Source organism: Streptomyces sp. NPDC047085, from assembly GCF_040643735.1.
In the GTDB taxonomy this organism is placed as follows: domain Bacteria; phylum Actinomycetota; class Actinomycetes; order Streptomycetales; family Streptomycetaceae; genus Streptomyces.
In genome coordinates this window covers 1-2,662 of the sequence record NZ_JBEYUW010000032.1, presented here as the reverse complement: position 1 = coordinate 2,662, position 2,662 = coordinate 1, and the positions used below count along the sequence as shown (strand labels likewise).

The window sequence follows — 2,662 nt, the reverse complement described above, 5'->3', positions numbered from 1 at the left end:
GCCCACATGCACAACCTCGCCCTCGCCGCATGAGCGGACAACCCCGCTCACTGGCTCTGCCCTGCCCGAAGACAGCCTTGTGCAACACCCTTTAGCCACCAGGCCGCCGCCATCTCATTTGAAATACGGACCGGCCGTGCGCGCGGCATCCGCATGACGGTCGCGGGTGAGGGATGCCGGCCTTTTCCGCGCCGGTGGGCTTTTTTCTGCGAGAACTACCGGTATCCCAACCACCCGACGGGCCCGAAGAGCGCTGACTCCCCGTCACGTTCGATAACCCGGTTCCAGCTGCGCCGATCTGGCGGATACATATGAACACCTCACGAATCGGCCACTCGTTGGACCCCTGCTTAATTACCCACCGTAACGGGAACTTCGGTCTTCGATGGCTACGCGAAGACGAAGGTTCCGGGAGGTCGAATTGCACTCCAGTGCTGCAGACGGAAATCGCCGGCTGAATCATAAATATCCCGCATTCGCGGTGAACTGGCCGCAGTGGGTACGCGTGGTGCTCACCACCGTGGTGGCCGTATGCCTTTCGCTTGCCGTTGCCCCCGCTACGGCCTTCTCCTACGGCGATGCTCCGCAAAGCCAGGCGCCGCATCCGTCCCCGTCCTCACACCAGGTGCAGGTGAAGCCCCTGTGTCCTCGGCCCACACGCCGCGACGTGATGGCCTGTGACGCGCTGGTCCGTACCGATGCCTTCGCCCGCTGGCAGCCGTCACGGGCTGCGCTCCCTCCCGGTTACGGGCCCTCGGACCTGCGCAGCGCCTACAACCTTCCGTCCAGCGGTGGCTCCGGCGCCACTATCGCCGTCGTCAACGCATACGACGATCCCAACGCCGAAGCGGACCTCGGCGTATACCGCGCCCAGTACGGCCTGCCCCCGTGCACCACCGCCAACGGCTGCTTTCGCAAGCTCAATCAACGCGGCACCACCTCCCCTATGCCGTCGGCGGACCCCAATTGGGCGGGTGAGATCTCTTTGGACCTGGACATGGTCAGTGCGGTGTGTCCCGCCTGCAAGATCACACTGCTGGAGGCCGACTCCACCTACATCAGCGACCTGGGAACGGCAGTGAACACCGCGGTTTCGCTCGGAGCCAAGTACGTCTCGAACAGCTACGGCGGCCCCGAGGGCCCCAGCGAGACAACCTTCGACACCCAGTACTTCAACCACCCCGGGGTCGCCGTCACCTTCTCAGCCGGCGACTCCGGCTACGGCGTTCAGTACCCAGCAGCTTCGAGATACGTCACCGCGGTCGGGGGGACCTCGCTGACCCGCTCATCCACCGCCCGCGGCTGGAGCGAGTCAGTATGGGGCAGATCCAGTGGCGGCACCGGTACCGGCTCGGGCTGCTCGGCGTACGAGTCCAAGCCGAGCTGGCAGACCGACAGCGGGTGCTCCCGGCGCACCGTGGCCGACGTCTCAGCAGTGGCCGACCCAGCTACCGGAGTGGCCGTGTACGACACTTATCAGGCCCCGGGCTGGCAAGTCTACGGCGGCACCAGCGCCTCCGCCCCCATCATCGCGGGCATCTACGCGCTGGCCGGGACACCGGTATCGAACACCTATCCGGCCTCCTACCCCTACGCGCACCGCTCCTCCCTCTACGACGTGTCCACGGGCGCCAACGGCACCTGCGCTGCTGCCTACCTGTGCACCGGGGAGCCTGGTTACGACGGCCCGACCGGTCTGGGCACCCCCCACGGAACCGCCGCCTTCGCCGGCGGCTCCGCCGGAAGCTGCACCGCACAGCAACTCCTGGGCAATCCCGGCTTCGAGAACGGCACCGCACTCTGGTCAGCCACTCCATACGTGATCAACAACAATGCGAGAGAGCCAGCCCGCTCCGGGGCCTGGGACGCATGGCTCGACGGCTACTCCAGCAGCCACACCGACACGCTCTCGCAGCAGGTATCCATCCCGGCCTCGTGCACATCCGCCAACCTGACGTTCTGGCTGCACACCGACACCGACCAACCCAACACCACCCCCCACGACGTCCTGAACGTCCAAGTGCTCAAAGGCAGCACAACCACAACCCTCGCCACCTACTCCAACGCAAACGCCGCGCCCGGCTACGTGCAGCACTCGTTCAACCTGGCTCCCTACATCGGCCAGACCATCACCCTCCGCTTCGTCGGTACCCAGACCTCATCGCTGCGGACGAGCTTCGTCATCGACGACACGGCACTGAACGTGTCCTGAGCGTGCTTTTCAGATCACCCCATGACGCGGACACCGCCGCAGGCGACAGTTGAATACGAGAGCCCACCAGTACCAGGGCCCGGGACCTGTAGTCAGTGGCCGGTCCTACTGTGGCCGCATGACCGCGCTTCCCGATCGACCCCATACCGCACTGCTCGTCATCGACGTCCAGAACGGTGTCGTGGCGGCCGGCCACAACCGCGACGGCGTCATCGCCAACATCAACACCCTGATCGACAAGGCCCGCGCGGAGAACGTGCCGGTCGTCTGGGTGCAGCACTCCGACGACGAACTGAAGTACGGCTCCGAGAACTGGCAGTACGTGCCGGAGCTGATCCGCCGCGACGGCGAGCCCCTGGTCCACAAGAACTACCCGGACTCCTTCGAGGAGACGGACCTGGAGTCCGTGCTGGCCGAGCGGAAGGTCGGCCGGCTCGTCGTCACGGGCGC

The 2,662-nt window shown here is 65.8% G+C and carries 2 protein-coding genes; both read left to right on the top strand.

Annotated features, from left to right (window positions below):
• Positions 1-670: 670 nt before the first annotated feature.
• A complete protein-coding gene (locus ABZ865_RS41925; RefSeq protein WP_361242791.1) occupies positions 671-2,212 on the top strand; it encodes a S53 family peptidase in 1,542 nt (513 codons plus the stop codon).
• 118 nt (positions 2,213-2,330) lie between these two features.
• Positions 2,331-2,662, top strand: a 332-nt coding sequence (locus ABZ865_RS41920) for an isochorismatase family protein (protein ID WP_361242788.1), incomplete at its 3' end; no start/stop codon positions are given.